Genomic DNA, 16174 nt, shown 5'->3' with positions numbered 1-16174 from the left:
ACCCGACGCCCTAGGATGATCGTTTTGCCCCGGGCGGGAGCTCGCCCGCCCATCCGGACGCGTCGGACAGGAGAGACGGAACGTGCGGACACCGAGCTGCCTGCTGGGCGGCGCCGGCTTGCAGGACCGGGTCGCCCACGGGCACGACCCGGACCGGTTCGTGGAGATCGGCTCGCTCACCAAGGTGCTCACGGCGACCTTGCTGGCCCGGCTGGTGGCGGAGGGGACGCTGGACCTCGACACACCGCTGGAGGAGTGCCTGGAGGAGGTGCCGAGGGGAACCGGCGTCACGCTGCGGCACCTCGCCACGCACACCTCGGGGCTGCCCCGCCTGCCCGCCGGGCCGACCGGACCGCCGGACGACCCGTACGTCGACTTCACCGAGGCGGCCCTCGGGGACACCCTGCGCGAGATGGACCGGCTGACGGCCGGCCGGCGAGGGACGGAGGAGTACTCCAACCTCGGTTACGCCGTGCTCGGGCACGCGCTCACGACCGTCACGGGACGCCCGTACCAGCAACTGGTGGACGCCCACGTCCTGTTGCCGCTGGAACTGGAGGCGGGCGCGGCGACGGCACGTCCGCCGGAGGACCGGCGCCTCGTACCGCGCGATCTGTTCGGCCGCCCACGCCCCCTGTGGACGCTGACCGGGGCGATCCTCCCGGCCGGCGGCATGTGGTCCACCTGCCGGACGCTGGCCCGTGTCCTGGTCGCGCTGGTCATCGAGCGCAGGCTCGGCGAACCGGCCCTCGCCTGGCGGCGCGGCTCGTCCGTCTGGTGGCACAACGGCGCCACCCGGGGCTCCTCCGTGGTGGCCGCCGCGCACGACGACGGACGATGGATCCTCCTCCACCGCCTCGGCAGTCCCGACCGTACGGACCGCCTCGCCACGAAGATCCTCCTGGCGACCGCCCCGCCGCCGGGTTCCTAGCGCCGTGACCGGAAGGGTTCCCCGCCTCGCGGCGCCCGGCACGGCTGAAGGCTTTCCCGTAATCCCCGGCGGGCGCACGACGCCCCTACGGCACCTCGCCGCGTTGTCGCATCACCCGCGTATCTCCCGTACGCGGGTGACCCTCCGCCTTGCGATGCTCCCCCACGGTCACAGCACTGGACGCACCCGGCGGGCCGATCAGTGCCGACCGGTCGGTATGGACAAGCGGGTCGTGCAGCGGTAGAGATGACCCATGCGCATCGCCGTGACGATCTTCCTCACCGACGAGACGATCACTCCGACCAGGCTCGCCCGGGAGTTGGAGCACCGCGGTTTCGCGGGGCTCTACCTCCCCGAGCACACCCACATCCCTGTCGAGCGGACCACGCCGTACCCGGCGGGCGGTGAGCTGCCGCGCGAGTACGGCCGCACGCTGGACCCGTTCGTCGCGCTCGGCCAGGCCGCCGCCGTCACCGAGCGGCTCGGGCTCGGCACCGGCATCACGCTCGTCGCCCAGCACGACCCGATCGACCTCGCGAAGCAGATCGCGACCGTCGACCACCTCTCCGGCGGCCGCCTCACCCTCGGGCTCGGCTACGGCTGGAACGTGGAGGAGGCCGCCGACCACGGCGTCGAATGGCACACCCGGCGGGACCTCGTCCGCGACCGTATGGCGCTGATGCGGGCGCTGTGGGCGCAGGAGCCGACGGCGTACGAGGGGAAGTTCGGGAGCGTCCGGGCGAGCCTCGCGTACCCGAAGCCGGTGCAGAAGCCGCGGGGCCCGGTGGTGGGGCCGCGCACGCTGATCGGCGGAGCCGCAGGGCCGAAGCTGTTCGCGCACATCGCCGAGTACGCGGACGGGTGGCTGCCGATCGGGGGACGGGGGCTGAGCGAGGCCCTGCCGGTCCTGCGGGAGGCATGGGCCGACGCGGGAAGGGACCCGTCGGCGTTGCAGGTCGTGCCGTACGCGGTGCAGCCGAGTGCGGGGAAGCTGGCGTACTACGCGGAGCTGGGGATCGAGGAGGCGGTGGTGCAGTTGCCTCCGGCGGGGGAGGGGGAGGTGCTGGCGTTGCTGGACCAGTACGGGCAGTTCGTGGGGTAGGCGGCGCCTCGTCTGCCGGGTGCGGCGGTCGGCCGGCTGCGGGCCCGTCGTGGTTGTCCGCGCAGTTCCCCGCGCCCCTGAGAAGCGGCCGGGGCTGCGCCCCGTGCTTCTCGGCCGAAGGGCCGGGCCGTGCGGCCCGGCCCTTCAGCGGCGCGGGTGACCGCGCGATCAGTCCAGGGCCGCGGTCACTTCCCCGCCGGTTCCACCCGGACCGTGACCGTCGAGCCGTCCTTGGCCTCCTTGACGATCCGGATCTTGGTGTTCGTGTTGGTGATCTTGACGCCGCCCGTGGGGTTGCTCTCGTCGTAGTACGTGTGGGTGCGGTCGTTGAAGACCGACACCCCCTTCCTCGACGTGATCTTCAGCGTGACCTTCTTGCCCCAGTGCAGCGTGAAGGCGTCCGTGCGGCCCAGGGTGAACGTCGAGTCGTGCGTCTGGTGGTCGTTGCCGGCCGGCTTGCCGTCGGACCACTTCAGGGCCTTCGGGTGGGCGTCGACCGGCAGCAGCAGGCCGACACCGGGGTGCTGGCTGGTGTTGTTGTCCTGCTGCGAGGTGTCCCACTTCCAGATCAGCAGGCCGTTCTGGTACGGGTAGCGCTCCACCCAGTCGGGGCCCGTGGGGTTGATCGCGAGCTTGAGTGCCTGGTCGTACGACACGTACTGGCGGTTCTCGGCGATGTAGTACTGCTCGTGCTCGGTGGTGTACGAGCCGCCGAACCGGGAGAAGCCGGCCGCCGTCCAGGCGGGGTCGGCGGTCTCGGCGTTGTCCGAGAAGAGGGGCGAGCCGTCGGCCGTGACGGTGATCCGGTCGGCCACGAAACCCTTCTGGGCCACGAACTTGTCGGTCTGGTAGCGGAAGCGCAGCTCGATCTTCCGGCCCGCGTAGGCGTCCAGGGAGTACGACAGCTTCCGGAAGCCGTCCGTGGTGCCGTCCAGGGCGGGCGTGCCCTCGCCGTCACGGCTGATCGGCCGGCCGTCGGCGGTGCCGTCGACCGCCGTCCAGGTGGCGCCGCCGTCGGTCGAGACCTCGGTGTAGAGGAAGTCGTACTCCTTCTCGATGTCCCACCAGCCGTCGAGCGTCAGCGCCGCGGAGGTCCGTCCGGTGAGGTCCACGGAACGGGTCAGCGTGTTGGACAGGCTGTCGGCGCTGCCGCTCCACCACTCCTGCGTGCCCTCCACGGGCTTGACGACCTCGACGTCCACCCGCTTCTCGGGCAGCTCGACCACGAGGGCCTGCTTGTCCTTGGTGTTGTACTCGGCGACGCCCAGCGTGTGCGTGGACTTCTTCCCGGCCTTGGCCCGGTCGTAGTTCAGCCAGCCGAGCTGGAGCTTGTCCCAGGCGGTCATGTCGCCGGGCAGGTCGCCGATCTCGGTCTTGCTCCGGCCGAGCCAGGAGCCGCCCGACATGAGGGTCCAGGAACCGGTGGAGTTGGTGCCCTTGCCGGTGGTGTCGTAGTGGTCCGGCAGGCCGAGGTCGTGGCCGTACTCGTGGGCGAAGACGCCGAGGCCGCCGTTCTCCGGCATGATCGTGTAGTCGCCGACCCAGATGCCGGTGTCGCCGATGGGGGCGCCGCCGCGCTTGTTGCCCTCGGGGCCGGTCTTGTCCCAGTCGTCGTTGAAGGCGTACCAGCGGTGGGACCAGATGGCGTCCTCGCCCTGCGGTCCGCCGCCGGCCTCCTCGCCCTCACCGGCGTGCACGAGCTGGAAGTGGTCGATGTAGCCGTCGGGCTCGTTGAAGTCGCCGTCGCCGTCGAAGTCCCCGCGGTCCCAGGTGTCGAAGCTCGCCAGCTCCGCCTTGATCTCGGCGTCCGTGCGCCCGGCCGCCTTCCGCTGCTCGGCCCAGGCGGTGACGCCGTCCGCGACGACCTGCCAGGCGCAGGTGTCGGGCTGGCACTTGTTGGAGCCGTAACGGGCCTCGTTGTAGGGGACCTTGACCCAGTCCGAGACCTCGCCCTCGACCGAGTAGCGGCCCGAGGACTGCTTCTCGTAGTACTTCTTCATCGACTCGGTCTTCTTGCCCGTGCCGAAGAGCAGCTGCTCGTAGTGCTTGCGGTTGTAGTCGGCCCGCCAGGCCGTCGTGTTGTTCTTCTTGCGGTCCGGCTTGGCGATCTTGTTGTGCAGCGGACCGGGCGTGCCGCCGTAGCGGTCGTCGGTCTTGTCGCCGAACTCGACGAGGATCGTGAAGATCTTGTCGGTCTTCTCGCGTCCGAGCTCGACGTACTTGGGGTCGCCCTTCCTGCTCCTGAGCTGGACGACCTTGGAGCCGTCACGGTTCTCGACCGTGGCGTCGCCGGATATGAGCTGCTTGAGGGCCTCCTCGCGCTGGGCGGCCTGCGTCCTGCTCGACGGGCTTTCGAAGTCGTGCTCGTGCGCGGCGTGGGCGTCGGCCGGGTGGCCGTGATCCGTTTGCACGGGGGGCGTGTGGGCCGTGGCGGTCTGCGGGGTGACGACGGTGAACGTCGCCGCGGCGGTGGCGAGGACCACACCGGTCGCCGCCGCCCTGGACGTCCAGGATCTGCTGGTCACTTGTGGGGGGTTCCTTCCTGAACGCGCGGTCAGCCGTGATCGCGCAGCGGACCGTCCTCGTCCGTGACGCGCGCGGCTCGTGACGCACGTGATGGTTCAAGTGAACGTATTTGACAGCGAGTTGAGGAAAAATGAAAGTTCAAGATCGCTTGTGGCACGAGTAACTTCGGTTTTGTGCGGCCGTTGTTGGAATTCCGCACGATGTGTTCACCGATCCCTCAGGAGAGGTGCACGGAGAAGCGGGTCGACCGCGGGGGAGTGGGGCTGCCGGCCGGTCGAGGCCGCCGTAATTACCGCGCGGTAATTACTGGCTGGTAATTACCGCGGGGCCCGGGGTGCACCTCGCGTCGCGGGTGCGGTGGTCGTGGTTTCTCGCGCAGTCCCCCACGTCCCTGAGAAACGGCCGTTCCCTTCAGGGGCGCGCGGAACTGCGCGACCGGTCCCCACCGACCCGCGGTCGCCGACGATTCCGCACCCCCCGAGTCACGAGCCGCCCCGCAGCCGCCACCCCGCTCGCTCGTATGCTCGACGAATGACGACTTCCGCCAGCCAGGCCAGCCAGGGAACCGGCCCCACCCAGAACTCCATGCGGCGCGCCCTGAAACGCGCCCGCGACGGCGTGGCGCTGGACGTGGCCGAGGCAGCGGTGCTGCTGCAGGCGCGCGGCGCGGACCTGGAGGACCTCGCGGCGTCGGCGGGACGCGTGCGGGACGCGGGGCTCGCGCAGGCCGGGCGGCCCGGCGTCATCACGTACTCCAAGAGCGTGTTCATCCCGCTCACCCGGCTCTGCCGGGACAAGTGCCACTACTGCACCTTCGTCACCGTGCCCGGCAAGCTGCGCCGGGCCGGCCACGGGATGTTCATGTCGCCCGACGAGGTCCTCGACGTGGCACGCAAGGGCGCCGCCCTCGGCTGCAAGGAAGCCCTGATCACCCTCGGCGACAAGCCGGAGGACCGCTGGCCCGAGGCACGCGAGTGGCTCGACGCGCACGGCTACGACGACACCATCGCCTACGTCCGGGCGATCTCCATCCGCATCCTGGAGGAGACCGGACTGCTGCCCCACCTCAACCCCGGCGTCATGAGCTGGACCGACTTCCAGCGGCTCAAGCCGGTCGCTCCCTCCATGGGCATGATGCTGGAGACCACCGCCACCCGGCTGTGGTCCGAGCCGGGCGGCCCCCACCACGGCTCCCCGGACAAGGAACCGGCCGTACGGCTGCGGGTGCTGGAGGACGCCGGGCGGTCGTCCGTGCCGTTCACCTCCGGCATCCTCATCGGCATCGGCGAGACCTACGAGGAGCGGGCCGAGTCCCTCTTCGCGCTGCGCAAGGTCGCCCGCGCCTACCACGGCATCCAGGAACTGATCATCCAGAACTTCCGCGCCAAGCCGGACACCGCGATGCGCGGCATGCCGGACGCGGAACTGGACGAGCTGGTCGCCGCCGTCGCCGTCGCCCGGCTCATCATGGGCCCCTCGGGCTGCATCCAGGCCCCGCCGAACCTCGTCGACAGCGAGTACGAGCGCCTCATCGCCGCCGGGATCGACGACTGGGGAGGGGTGTCGCCGCTCACCATCGACCATGTGAACCCCGAGCGCCCCTGGCCGCAGATCGAGGAACTCACCGAACGGTCCCGCGCCGCCGGGTTCGAGCTGCGGGAACGGCTCTGCGTGTACCCGGAGTTCGTGACCCGCGGCGAGCCCTGGCTGGACCCCCGGCTCCTCCCGCACGTCCGGGCGCTCGCCGACCCGGAGACCGGCCTCGCCCTCCCGGACGCCGTCGTCGAGGGACACCCGTGGCAGGAGCCCGAGGAGGTCTTCGTCGCCGCCGGGCGGACGGACCTGCACACCGCCATCGACACCGAGGGCCGTACCGGCGACCGCCGGGACGACTTCGACTCCGTGTACGGCGACTGGGGCGCCCTGCGGGAGGCGGCCGCGCCCGGCATGGCACCCGAGCGCATCGACACCGACGTACGGGACGCGCTGCGCACGGCCGCCGACGACCCGACCCGGCTCGGCGACGACGAGGCCCTCGCCCTGCTGCACGCAGACGGCCCCGCGCTGGACGCGCTGTGCCGGATCGCGGACGACGTCCGCAGGTCGGCGGTCGGCGACGACGTCACGTACATCGTCACGCGGAACATCAACTTCACCAACGTCTGCTACACCGGCTGCCGCTTCTGCGCCTTCGCGCAGCGCCGCACCGACGCCGACGCGTTCACGCTGTCGCTGGAGCAGGTCGCCGACCGGGCGCAACAGGCGTGGGACGTGGGCGCCGTCGAGGTCTGCATGCAGGGCGGCATCCACCCCGACCTGCCGGGCACCGCGTACTTCGACATCGCGAAGGCGGTCAAGGAGCGGGTGCCGGGGATGCACGTCCACGCGTTCTCGCCCATGGAGGTCGTGAACGGCGCCACCCGCACCGGGATGTCGATCCGGGAGTGGCTGACGGCCGCGAAGGAGGCCGGCCTCGACTCCATCCCGGGCACGGCCGCCGAGATCCTCGACGACGAGGTCCGCTGGGTGCTGACCAAGGGCAAGCTGCCCACGGCGACCTGGATCGAGGTGGTGACGACCGCCCACGAGCTGGGCATCCGCTCCACCTCGACGATGATGTACGGCCATGTCGACCAGCCCCGGCACTGGCTCGGCCATCTGCGGACCCTGGCCGGCATCCAGCAACGCACCGGCGGCTTCACGGAGTTCGTGACACTGCCCTTCATCCACACCAACGCGCCGGTCTACCTCGCCGGCATCGCCCGCCCCGGCCCGACCATGCGCGACAACCGCGCCGTCACCGCCATGGCCCGCCTCCTCCTCCACCCCTGGATCCCCAACATCCAGACCAGCTGGGTGAAACTCGGCACCGAGGGCGCCGCCGAGATGCTCCGCTCCGGCGCCAACGACCTCGGCGGCACCCTCATGGAGGAGACGATCTCCCGCATGGCGGGCTCCTCGTACGGCTCGTACAAGTCCGTGAAGGACCTGATCGCGGTCGCGCAGGCGGCGGGCCGCCCGGCACGGCCGCGCACCACCCTCTACGGCCCGGTACCGGAGGAGCGGCAGCGGGCCGCCGCCGCGTCCGACGGCCATCTGCCGGAGCTGCTGCCGGTCCTGGAGTGACGCCCTGACAGCCGTGACCCCCGCCGATCCGTACGGTTCGTACGACGGCGGGGGTCATGTGTGTCCGGGGCCGGCCCACCCGAGCGAGGGGCGCGGGAGCCCTCGGTCCGGTCAGTCGTTCACCGGTTCGTTCTGCGGCAGGCAGGTGACCAACAGGACCACGGCGCTCAGGAGGAACACGCGCAGGGCCGCGTCGAGGCCGTTCCAGCTCTTGGACTGCCACATCACGAACCACTCGCCGCCTATGGCCATGAAGCCGGCGCCGAAGAGGAGGAGGACCATGAGCAGGCCGAGGGTGCTGTAGCGGCGCGCGGAGCGGAAGGCGCGGTTGCGCAGGGCGGTGGCCCAGAAGTACGTGGCCGCGACGAGGAGCAGCGCGGCGACCGTCTCCCAGACGATGATGGCGACGTACGCCGTGTCCTGGAGGCCCTTCGACTTGATGGCCCGCCACATGAGGTCCTCGTCCTTGAACGTGGTGTCCATGGCGAGAACATGCCGTACGAACTGCTGGTTGGTGCCGAAGTCGGTGATGTTGCTGAAGGCGACGAGCGCCATGTACAGGGCGACGGTGCCGACGAGGAGCGTCGAGACGAGGGGAAGGAGGGACGAACGGGGTCTCAGATCTGCGGACATGGATCAACTATGTCCCGCGTGATCGGGGCAACCCCAGGTGATTTTCGGCGCGTTGGGCCGGAATCCATGGCTGCGCACTGGCGGGAAAAGTACGGCCCGCCCAGGGCCTGGACTCGGTCCGGGGCCGTCGACGAGCGGAGGATGACGCATGGCACGGGCGACGCCCCCGACGACGCGTCCACCCTCATGCTGCGCGGCGACCACCAGCGGATGCGCGGCGCCCTGGACGCGGCGATCTCCGACCTGGACCGGGCGGCCGAACTCGCTCCGCTCCACCCGCTCACCTGGGCTTCCCGCGGTGTCACCCGGCACGCTCAGGGCCGCCTCGACGAGGCCCTCGCCGACCTCGACCAGGCCCTGGAGCTGAACGGGGGGTTCGTCTGGGCGCTGGTGCGCAGAGCCCGCGTACGCCGATCGCGGGGCGAACACGAGCGGCAGCCGGCCGACCTGCACCACGCGGTGGCCCTGGAACCCGGCACGGCGTGGGTGCGCTGCGAACGCGGTGACGCCCTGCGTGTCGCCGGCCGCGACGAGGAGGCCCTCACCGACTACGACCGGGCGATCGAACTCGACGAGCTGTACGCGTCGGCGTACGCCGGCCGGGGTGTCTCCCTGTGGAAACCGGGCCGCCACGAGGAGGCCCTGCCGGACCTCGACCGGGCGGTGGCCCTGGCCCCCGAGTACGTGTGGGCGCTCCGCCACCGGGCGGCCCTCCACCTTGAACTGGGCGACGCCCGGCAGGCGTTGGCCGACGCGGCACGGGCGCTGGAGCTGCGCCCCGGCGACACGTGGGCGGAGGAACTGCACGGCCGGGCCACCGAGGTGGTGACCCGGCCGTCCGGTACGGCGTGAGGGCTACTTGGCGAAGTCGCGGCCGAAGAGCGCGCCCTTCTGCGGCGCCCCGAGGACCGAGGGCCCGAACGAGGTGATGTTGGTGGTGGTCAGCCCCGCCTTGGAGCCGCGGAACAGCCACACCGCGCCGGAGTCCTGGTACGTGCCGTCCTCCGTGGGCGCGCCCACGGCGAGGTCGGCGCGGTCGTTGGCGTTGACGTCGAGCAGGTCGACGCTCCAGCCGAAGGCGTCGCCGGCCTCGGAGACGCCGGGCACCCCGGCGTCGGACTGGTCGAAGGCCTGGGCGCCGGTGCCGGTGAGCCCGGCGGCACCGCCCTTCAGCAGGACGACCGAGCCGGCGTCGCGGATGGAGCCGATGTCCTCGCCGGGCACGCCGACCGCGATGTCCGGGTAGCCGTCGCCCGTCACGTCACCGGCGGCCAGTGAGGCGCCGAACTGGTCGCCGTAGTCGCTGTCGTCGCTGTCGCGGTACCCGGCCTCGGAGACGCCGGGCACGCCCGCCGTGTTCTGCGTGATCCTCGTGACCCGGGTGCTCGGGCCGTCCGGACCGCCGTAGACGACCCGGACGTTGCCCGCGTCGTACATCCGCATCTCGGAGACGGCGTCGACCTGCCGTCCGACGTAGTCGCCGTAGCCGTCCATGTTCACGTCGGCGACGACACCGCCGACGGTGGCGGCCCCCGTCGTCTTCGGGTGCTCCGTGTCGACACCGGTCGCGGTGCCCGGCCACCAGAGGGTCGCGTACGACCGCTCCTCGAAGCCGTGGGTGGTGACGAGGTCGTCCTTGCCGTCACCGTTCATGTCACCGGCGATGACGTCCCAGGTCTCCTTCTTCTCGTCCACGGGGAAGGAGGTGGTGCTCGCGGGGGCGCCTTCGCGGGTGAACGGGCCGAGACGGACCTGGAGCACGCCGGAGGACTTCAGGGCGAGGTCGTCCTGGCCGTCGCCGTTGAAGTCGCCGCCGGCCAGGTCGCTGAGGTGGCCGCCGGTCTCGGTGGCGGAGCCCAGGCCGCTCGCCGAGCCCCACAGGATGGTGCCGGAACCGCTGTACGCGGCGACCACGAGGTCGGTGTAGCCGTCCCCGTCGAGGTCGCGTGCGGCCACCGAGGTGCCGAAGCGGTCCGAGGAGGGCTCGCCGGGCACCCAGGGAAGGGCCCGCGAGACGATCTGCGGGTGCGCGGTGTCGGCGCCGGCCGAGGAGCCGTACACGACGGCGACGTAACCGGCGAGCGCGGAACCGGAGACCGTTGCTTCGGGAGCCGTGGTCGCGAGGTCGGCGAAACCGTCGCCGTTGAAGTCGGCGACCGGTGCCTTCGGGACCGCGGCGGCCGGGGCGGCGGTGACGAGGGGAGCGGCCAGCAGCGCGGCGGCGACGGCCGCGCAGCCCGCGACGGTACGGCTGCGCGCACGACGGGCGGCACCGGGGATCGTGCGACGGCTGGTGCGAAGAGGCACGGATTCTCCAGGAGTTGGTTCAGGGGATGCCGTTAGTTCACATCCGATCGTCTGACCATCGGGGGTGCGCAATGGTTGCTTTCCGAGTGCGGAACGTGCTCGTCGAGACCCCTGAGTCGACCGTTCCCGTTCCATTACAGTGCTGGACTGTCGAGCCGTACGGGCGTACGGATGTACTTACGTACTGACGTACGCGTAGGGCCGTGAGGAGGCCGGGGTGGGTGCGACAGCCGGGGCCGTCTGGGGGCGGGCCGAACAGCAGGATTTCCGCAGCCGGGTGCGCGGAACGCTGCTCGGCGCGGCCGTCGGCGACGCCCTGGGCGCGCCCGTCGAGGAGCTGACCCTGCCCGGGATCCGGGAGACGTACGGCCCGGAGGGGCTGCCCGACCTGGCGCCCGCCTACGGCAGACGCGGGGCCATCACCGACCTCACCCAGCTGACCCTGTTCACCGTCGACGGTCTGATCCGTGCCCAGGTCCGCCGCGACACCGGCGCCTGGCACCCGCCGACCGATCTGCACCGGGCGTATCTGCGCTGGGCGGCGACCCAGCGGGACTGGGGTCCCGACGAGCGCCGCAAGGACGACGGCTGGCTCGCCCGTGAGGAATGGCTGTACGCCCGGCGCGACCCGTCCCGGGTCTGCCTGCTCGGCTTCGCCGACGACACCATGGGCACCCTCGACGCCCCCAAGAACCCCGGCGAGGCGGGCGCCGAGGCCGCGGCCCGCTCGGCTCCCTTCGGTCTCCTCGTCGGCTGGGAGCCCCAGCTCGTCTTCCAGCTCGCCGTCGAGTGCGCGGCCCAGACCCACGGCCACCCCACCGCGTACCTCACGGCCGGCTCGTACGCCGTCGTCGTGCATGCCCTGGCCCGGGGCGAGAGCATGGACGCCGCCGTGCAGAAGGCCCTGGTGCTGCTCGCCGCCCGCCCCGGCCACCAGCCGGTCGCCGGGGCTCTCCAGCAGGCCCTGGCCGCCGTCCGCACCGGCCCGCCCTCCCCGGCGCTCGTGGAGGAACTGGCGGGCCCCGGCACGGCCGACCGGCTGCTCGCGGTCGCCGTCTACTGCGCGCTCGTCGGCGAGGACGTACGGCAGGGCCTGTGCCTCTCGGTCAACCACAGCGGCCCGTCGAAGGCGGCGGGCGCCCTGACCGGCGGCCTCCTCGGTGCCCTGCACGGTGAGACGGCGCTTCCCCCGGCCTGGCTGGCCGAACTCGAAGGCCGCCCCACCCTCCTGGTCCTGGCCGACGACTTCGCCCTGGAGATGACCCAGGGGCCCGCCCTGCACAGCCCGAACGGCGCGGTGCCGGGGTGGCTGGCGCGGTACCCCCGGGCCTGAGGGGTCCTTTCACTATGAGCGCCCGCCGCGTCCCGGGACCGGGAGCGGAGCACGGCGAGCACCGTCGGGCCGGCCCTTGGGGCGTCGCGTGCGACTACGGATCAGGAAGACCGAGGAGAGAGGAACCCATGGGGGACTGGACCCTGCGGCCGGCCACGGCGGCGGACGTGGAGCCGGTGGCGGAGCTGCGGGCCGTGGTGATGCGCCCGGATCTGGAGCGGCTCGGCCGCTACGACGAGGACCGCGTCCGCCGCCGCTTCCGCGACGGCTTCGACGCCGCCCACACATGGATCATCGAGGTGAGCGGTGAACGAGCCGGTTGCGTGGCGCTCCGCCCCGCCGCCGACGCCCACTGGCTGGAGCACTTCTACCTGGCCCCGCGTCTGCACGGCTCGGGCATCGGCACGGCCGTGCTGCGCGAACTGCTGGACCGCTGCGACCGGGACGGCACGGTGGTCCGTCTGAACGTGCTGCGGGGCAGCCCGGCCCGCCGCCTCTACGAACGGCACGGCTTCACCCCGGAGTCCGAGGACCCGGTCGACGTGTTCATGGTGCGCCACCCGGCCACCGGCCCCCGTGCGGCTACGGTGACGCGATGAGCGTCCGGTTGATCATCCTCAATGGCGGCTCCAGTTCGGGGAAGTCCGCGATCGCACGGAGCCTGCAGACCGTACTGCCCGACCCCTGGCTGGCGTTCAGCGTCGACACCCTCGTGGACGCGATGCCCGAGCGACTGCGGTCCTCGGACGAGGGCATCGACTTCGCGGCGGACGGCGCGGTGAGCACGGGCGCCGACTTCCGGCTGCTGGACGCGGCCTGGGCGGCGGGCATGGCGGCCATGGCCCGCGCGGGCGCCCGCGTCGTCGTCGACGACGTCTTCCTGGGTGGTGCCGCCTCCCAGCGGCGCTGGCGCGATGCCCTCGGCGACCTCCCCGTGCTCTGGGTCGGTGTCCACTGCGACGGCGCGGTGGCCACGGCCCGCGAGGCCGCCCGGGGCGACCGCCCCCACGGCATGGCCGCCCTCCAGGCCACCCTGGTCCACCGGGGCGTGACCTACGACCTGGAGATCGACACGACCCACTCCACCCCGCTCGCCTGCGCCCACACCATCGCGGCCCGCCTGGGCTGAGGACCAGGCGGGCGCCGAGGTGACCCGTCGGGTCCCAGGTCACACACGGCGGGACCCGCTTCGTCTCGCTGTCGGACCCGCCGGGGAGGCGGGCGGACGACGAGCGACGGGAGTGTGGCAGTCACGGACCTCGCCCTCCGGACCGGTGCTGGAGTGCTGGCCGCGGTGGCGCTGACCGGTGGTGTGACGAAGACGTTCGTGCCGGGGGAGAAGCCGGCACGGCGCCGGGCGGGGGATGGACCGCGGAGATCGGCACCGGCTTCGTCAAGTCCCTCGGCGTTCTGGAACTCCTGGCCGCGCTGGGCCTGGTCCTGCCCGCCGCGCTCGGCGCCGCGCCGGTCCTGGTGCCGGTGACGGCCGTGTGCCGTGTGCCGTGTGCCGTGTGCTGGGTGCTGGGTGCTGGGTGCTGGGCGCTGGGTGCTGGGCGCTGGGTGCTGCTGATGATCGGCGCGGTGATCACCATGGCCGGCTCGGCGAGTTCCGGTTCGGGGCGCTGAACGTCGTCCATCCCGCGCTCGCGGCGTTCATCGCCTGGGGGTGCTTCGGCCCCGAGCCCTTCACCGGCCGACCTGGCGGAAAACAGTGGTCCCCGCGGTCGCCGGGTCCTAGGGTCCTCGCTTGTGACTGGACTCCCCTCGCATCTGAGTACGACAGCGGCCGCGTACGACGACATCGCGGTCCTCTACGCCCAACTGGTCAGGGACGAGTTCGACTCCCTTCCGCTGGACCGGGCGATGCTCACCGCGTTCGCCGACTCCGTGCGGGCTGTCGACGGAGGGCCCGTCGCCGAGCTGGGGTGCGGCCCCGGCCGGGTGACGGCGTATCTGCGGGACCTCGGGCTCGATGTCCTCGGGATCGATCTGTCGCCGGTGATGGTCCGGCTGGCCCGGGAGGCCTACCCCGACCTGCGGTTCGAGGTCGGGTCGATGCACGCGCTCGACCTGGCCGACGACGAGCTGGACGGCATCGTCTCCTGGTACTCGATCATCCACGCCCCACCGCGGGACGTGCTCTCCTACGTCGCGGAGTTCCGCCGTGTCCTCGCGCCCGGCGGCCACCTCGTGCTGGGCTTCTTCGAGTCGGAGGGCGGACCGGTCACCGAGTTCGACCACAAGGTGACGACGGCCTACCGCTGGCCGATCGACGAACTCGCGTCGCTGACAGGCGAGTTGGGCTTCATCGAAGTGGGCCGGATGCTGCGCGAGCCGCGCGAGGGGGAGCGGTTCCGACGGGGGCATCTGCTGATGCGCCTGGAGAAGTAGCCCCCACGTCCCACCGGACGCCTCAGAGGGCCGCCGCCGGATCCCCCGCCGGACAGCGGCCCTCCTCGGCACCCCCTCAGGGCTGGGTCCGCGATCCCGGCGGGCGCACGGCGGATTACGGGACAGCCCTCAGACCCCCGTCGGGCTGGACGTGCCCTTCCCCGGGGCGGGGACCGCAGCCGCGGCCCCCGCCCCGCCGGGGCCGTCGTCGTCCCCGTCAGTGTTGATCTTCTCGATGACGGCGAGCCGTTCGGGTGTGTCCTCCGGCTTGATGAAGCCGACGACGATGTACAGGACCAGGGACACGGCCAGCGGGATGGACACCTGGTACTGGAGCGGCACACCGCCCGCGACGTTCCAGTGGATCGGGTAGTTCACCAGCCAGAAGGCGAACAGCCCGCACGCCCAGCTGGTGAGCGCGGCCGTCGGCCCGGAGCGGCGGAACGGCCGCAGCAGGCCCAGCATCATCGGGATGGCCATCGGCCCCATCAGACCGGCGACCCACTTGATGACGACGGTGATGATGTCCTTGAACGCCGGCGAGTTGACCTGGGTGGCCGCCGCCATGGACAGACCGAGGAAGACGACGGTCGCGATCCGGGCGACCCGCAGCCCCTGCCCCTCGCTCCAGGCCCGCGCCCGGCGCCACACCACCGGCGCGCAGTCGCGGGTGAAGACGGCCGCGATGGCGTTGGCGTCGGAGGAGCACATGGCCATGGTGTGGGAGAAGAAGCCGACGATGACGAGGCCCAGCAGCCCGTGCGGCAGCAGCTGTTCGGTCATCAGGGCGTAGGTGTCGGAGCCGTCGCCCTTCTCCGAGGTCACCAGCAGCGGCGACATCCACATGGGGAAGAACAGCACCAGCGGCCAGACCAGCCACAGGACCGCCGACAGCCGGGCGGAGCGCTCGGCCTCGTAGGGGGTGGCCGTGGCCATGTAGCGCTGGGCCTGGTTGAGCATGCCGCCGTTGTACTCGAAGAGCTTGATGAAGAGGAACGCGAGGAGGAAGACCGTGCCGTAGGGGCCGACGAGGGGTTCGGCGTGGCCCTTCAGCTCGGGACGGTCCCAGACGCCGAAGAAGCCGCCGTAGTCGTCGAGTTGGACGAACACGGCCACGAACATCGCGATCCCGGCGAGGAGCTGGATGACGAACTGGCCCAGCTCCGTCAGCGCGTCCGCCCACAGCCCGCCGATCGTGCAGTAGACGGCGGTGATGCTGCCGGTGATGAGGATGCCCTGGTTCAGGGAGATCCCGGTGAAGACGGACAGCAGGGTCGCGATCGCGGCCCACTTGGCGCCGACGTCCACGATCTTCAGCAGCATGCCGGACCACGCCAGCGCCTGCTGGGTCTGCAGGTTGTAACGGTTCTTCAGGTACTCGAGAGGGGACGCCACACGCAGGCGCGACCGCAGCCGGTTGATGCGCGGCGCGAACAGCTTGGAGCCGATGGCGATACCGAGGGCGATGGGGAAGGACCACGTCACGAACGACGTCACGCCGTACGTGTAGGCGATGCCGGCGTACCCGGTGAACATCACCGCGCTGTAGCCCGACATGTGGTGCGAGATGCCGGACAGCCACCACGGCATCTTGCCGCCGGCGGTGAAGAAGTCGCTGACGTTGTCCACTCGCTTGTGCGACCAGACGCCGATCGCGACCATCACACCGAAGTAGCCGATGAGCACGGCCCAGTCGAGACTGTTCATGGGCCCCCTTCCAGGGTCCGCCGCCAGGGTCAGCCATGTGATCGGTCAGGCATGTGAACTCTGGTTTCGGTGGCATGGCCACGGCAAGGAAGGGGTAAGTCAAGAGGGGGTAAAAAAG

At 71.5% G+C, this 16174-nt stretch carries 12 protein-coding genes; 8 read left to right on the top strand and 4 right to left on the bottom strand.

Features of this window, described 5'->3' with window-relative positions; all coding sequences use genetic code 11:
- Positions 1-82: 82 nt before the first annotated feature.
- A complete protein-coding gene (locus tag ACZ43N_RS26540) occupies positions 83-931 on the top strand; it encodes a serine hydrolase domain-containing protein (protein ID WP_468100922.1) in 849 nt (282 codons plus the stop codon).
- 253 nt (positions 932-1184) lie between these two features.
- Complete coding sequence (locus ACZ43N_RS26535) at positions 1185-2033, top strand: LLM class F420-dependent oxidoreductase (protein ID WP_468100920.1); 849 nt, start codon at positions 1185-1187, stop codon at positions 2031-2033.
- Positions 2034-2218: 185 nt separating this feature from the next.
- Here the strand turns inward: ACZ43N_RS26535 and ACZ43N_RS26530 are convergent, their stop codons facing one another.
- The gene (locus ACZ43N_RS26530; protein WP_468100918.1) at positions 2219-4558 is read right to left on the bottom strand and encodes an immune inhibitor A domain-containing protein; all 2340 of its coding nucleotides are present in this window, start codon (positions 4556-4558) and stop codon (positions 2219-2221) included.
- A 532-nt stretch (positions 4559-5090) separates the two neighbouring features.
- Between ACZ43N_RS26530 and ACZ43N_RS26525 the strand changes: the two genes are divergently transcribed.
- On the top strand, positions 5091-7685 hold the full coding sequence (locus tag ACZ43N_RS26525) for a bifunctional FO biosynthesis protein CofGH (RefSeq protein ID WP_468100916.1): 2595 nt from the start codon (positions 5091-5093) through the stop codon (positions 7683-7685).
- Between the two features lie 111 nt (positions 7686-7796).
- On the opposite strand, the gene ACZ43N_RS26520 is transcribed toward ACZ43N_RS26525, so the two are convergent.
- The gene (locus tag ACZ43N_RS26520; RefSeq protein ID WP_468100915.1) at positions 7797-8318 is read right to left on the bottom strand and encodes a DUF2165 domain-containing protein; all 522 of its coding nucleotides are present in this window, start codon (positions 8316-8318) and stop codon (positions 7797-7799) included.
- Positions 8319-8459: 141 nt separating this feature from the next.
- Between ACZ43N_RS26520 and ACZ43N_RS26515 the strand changes: the two genes are divergently transcribed.
- On the top strand, positions 8460-9170 hold the full coding sequence (locus tag ACZ43N_RS26515; protein ID WP_468100913.1) for a tetratricopeptide repeat protein: 711 nt from the start codon (positions 8460-8462) through the stop codon (positions 9168-9170).
- Between the two features lie 3 nt (positions 9171-9173).
- On the opposite strand, the gene ACZ43N_RS26510 is transcribed toward ACZ43N_RS26515, so the two are convergent.
- Positions 9174-10625 (bottom strand): FG-GAP-like repeat-containing protein, encoded by a 1452-nt coding sequence (locus ACZ43N_RS26510; RefSeq protein WP_468100912.1) that lies wholly within the window; start codon positions 10623-10625, stop codon positions 9174-9176.
- A 217-nt stretch (positions 10626-10842) separates the two neighbouring features.
- Between ACZ43N_RS26510 and ACZ43N_RS26505 the strand changes: the two genes are divergently transcribed.
- From ACZ43N_RS26505 to ACZ43N_RS26490, 4 genes are all read left to right on the top strand, one after another.
- Positions 10843-11958, top strand: coding sequence for an ADP-ribosylglycohydrolase family protein (locus ACZ43N_RS26505; RefSeq protein WP_468100911.1), 1116 nt, complete (start codon positions 10843-10845; stop codon positions 11956-11958).
- Between the two features lie 128 nt (positions 11959-12086).
- A complete protein-coding gene (locus ACZ43N_RS26500; RefSeq protein WP_468100910.1) occupies positions 12087-12557 on the top strand; it encodes a GNAT family N-acetyltransferase in 471 nt (156 codons plus the stop codon).
- The gene (gene cpt / locus ACZ43N_RS26495) at positions 12554-13087 is read left to right on the top strand and encodes a chloramphenicol phosphotransferase CPT (RefSeq protein ID WP_468100908.1); all 534 of its coding nucleotides are present in this window, start codon (positions 12554-12556) and stop codon (positions 13085-13087) included. Before ACZ43N_RS26500 ends, cpt begins: the two co-directional genes overlap by 4 nt.
- 620 nt (positions 13088-13707) lie before the next feature.
- Positions 13708-14349, top strand: a complete 642-nt coding sequence (locus ACZ43N_RS26490; protein WP_468100906.1) for a class I SAM-dependent methyltransferase — start codon at positions 13708-13710, stop codon at positions 14347-14349.
- A gap of 129 nt (positions 14350-14478) precedes the next feature.
- Here the strand turns inward: ACZ43N_RS26490 and ACZ43N_RS26485 are convergent, their stop codons facing one another.
- Positions 14479-16056 carry a sodium:solute symporter family protein gene (locus ACZ43N_RS26485; protein WP_468100905.1) on the bottom strand — a complete coding sequence of 526 codons (1578 nt, stop codon included), beginning with the start codon at positions 16054-16056 and terminating at the stop codon, positions 14479-14481.
- Between the last annotated feature and the right edge of the window lie 118 nt (positions 16057-16174).

Source organism: Streptomyces sp. NPDC030814, assembly GCF_055572155.1.
Note: the sequence above shows the minus strand (reverse complement) of the source record. Positions and strands in the feature narration are given on the sequence as shown.

Excerpts from the sequence above, each read along its gene's own strand:
- ACZ43N_RS26535 (WP_468100920.1), top strand. The coding sequence starts at position 1,185 with ATGCGCATCGCCGTGACGATCTTCCTCACCGACGAGACGATCACTCCG.
- ACZ43N_RS26525 (WP_468100916.1), top strand. The coding sequence starts at position 5,091 with ATGACGACTTCCGCCAGCCAGGCCAGCCAGGGAACCGGCCCCACCCAG.
- ACZ43N_RS26520 (WP_468100915.1), bottom strand. The coding sequence starts at position 8,318 with ATGTCCGCAGATCTGAGACCCCGTTCGTCCCTCCTTCCCCTCGTCTCG.
- ACZ43N_RS26515 (WP_468100913.1), top strand. The coding sequence starts at position 8,460 with ATGACGCATGGCACGGGCGACGCCCCCGACGACGCGTCCACCCTCATG.
- ACZ43N_RS26500 (WP_468100910.1), top strand. The coding sequence starts at position 12,087 with ATGGGGGACTGGACCCTGCGGCCGGCCACGGCGGCGGACGTGGAGCCG.
- cpt (WP_468100908.1), top strand. The coding sequence starts at position 12,554 with ATGAGCGTCCGGTTGATCATCCTCAATGGCGGCTCCAGTTCGGGGAAG.
- ACZ43N_RS26485 (WP_468100905.1), bottom strand. The coding sequence starts at position 16,056 with ATGAACAGTCTCGACTGGGCCGTGCTCATCGGCTACTTCGGTGTGATG.